This window comes from Gilliamella sp. GillExp13, from assembly GCF_001690815.1.
Classification (GTDB): Bacteria; Pseudomonadota; Gammaproteobacteria; order Enterobacterales; family Orbaceae; genus Gilliamella; species Gilliamella bombi.
In genome coordinates this window covers 1-1,564 of sequence record NZ_LZHJ01000017.1, presented here as the reverse complement: position 1 = coordinate 1,564, position 1,564 = coordinate 1, and the positions used below count along the sequence as shown (strand labels likewise).

The window sequence follows — 1,564 nt, the reverse complement described above, 5'->3', positions numbered from 1 at the left end:
GATAAACTGGCCGAATATCATGGATATCCATTAAAAATACGGGTCGATAATGGGCCAGAATTTACAGGAAAAACCTTTATAAACTGGGCTAAATCACATGATATAGCCATTGATTATATAAAGCCTGGTAGCCCTTATCAAAATGGCTATATTGAACGATTTAATCGTACCTATCGTACTGAAGTACTCGATTTATATCTTTTTAACAACTTAGCACAAGCAAGGAGAATAACCGAAGAATGGCTAACGATTTATAACACCGAAAGACCGCATGAGGCATTAAATAACATGACACCGATTGAGTATAAAACACTAAAACAGGCAGCTTAATTTTCTACGTGAGTTGTGTACTAAGTTTGGGGCATTTACAGGTCTCTTGTGTATTGCTGTTATCTGCTTCAGGCAAATAGCCTAACAAGGCGTTAGTTTTGTTTTGTTTTCTTATGTATATTCCTTACAGTAGTTTCTCAAATTACTGTAAACAACGCTAGTAAATCCTATAAATAAAGACTATTACACCTTATGATATCAATTTGCATTTAAATTAAGTTTTTATTCAAATAAGCAAGCATCCTAGAAAGAACTTAGCAAATTATGATAGAATCGCGTCCCATGATGCAAAATAGTGTATTTGTTATAGCAATCATGAAATAAATAGCAAGCAAACAAAACATCATTATCATGAATAAACATGTAATTCAGATCCTGTTGATAATGTAATGAATACTAATAATAGAGTTATTAAATACCATAAAAAAATGAAAATTACTTTAGTAAGTAAAATAGACGAGAATTTAGTAGAGTTCAAATCTGATTTAGGGTGTGGTGTTGCGATTTGGGACAATAGTAAATCATTATCAAACACATATTATAATATTGAATTAGAAATCGATGATTTTTTTGAGTGGGGTAAGAATATAACTCTTGAAAAAATACCTGGGTATGGCTTTTATTTAATTAATAACAACATGTTTTTCAAGGCTAAAGTGATATCTTGTGAAGATACAGGTATTTTAGTTTTTTCACTAGGAAGAGATATTATTTTTATAGAAACATCTGGCACATGTGAAATAAACAGCGAAGAATTGCAGAATTGCTATTAGAATTGAATTACAAAGAGTTAAAAAATTCTTTTATTAACAGATGTAAAAAGAGTGAGAATAAAGATATCGTTGAGATATATAACGATTTTTATGAAAAATATAAATGAAGTTATTCTCATAAAGGAAAACCAATGGCAGGGTTAAACAATTCTAATTGATGCTTTGCAAAAATTTGATAATCCTGGATTCAAACATGAAGTGCAATTTTAAACACGGTGGAGTGAAGAAAGTAGAAAGGTGATTTATACTAGCACCTTCGCACCACCACAGTTTGGAGATTGCTATGTATTATAATCACCTTTCTAGGAAGGAAAGATACCAAATTTTCGTATTATTACAAGCCGGAAAGAATAAAAAAGAGATAGCCCAGCTACTCAATAGACATCCTTCGACAATAAGTCGAGAGATAAAAAGAAACTCAAAACCTAATCAAGCCTATCAAGCACATGATGCGGTAACCC

3 protein-coding genes are annotated in these 1,564 nt (G+C 31.4%); all 3 read left to right on the top strand.

Annotated features, from left to right (window positions below):
• Positions 1–330: integrase core domain-containing protein (locus A9G37_RS01080; protein WP_141670990.1), on the top strand; the 330-nt coding region annotated here is incomplete at its 5' end.
• 389 nt (positions 331–719) lie between these two features.
• Positions 720–1,103: a hypothetical protein gene (locus A9G37_RS01075; RefSeq protein WP_065574363.1), complete on the top strand. Its 384-nt coding sequence runs from the start codon at positions 720–722 to the stop codon at positions 1,101–1,103.
• Positions 1,104–1,386: 283 nt separating this feature from the next.
• On the top strand, positions 1,387–1,564 hold a 178-nt coding region (locus A9G37_RS13385), incomplete at its 3' end, for a helix-turn-helix domain-containing protein (protein ID WP_141670989.1).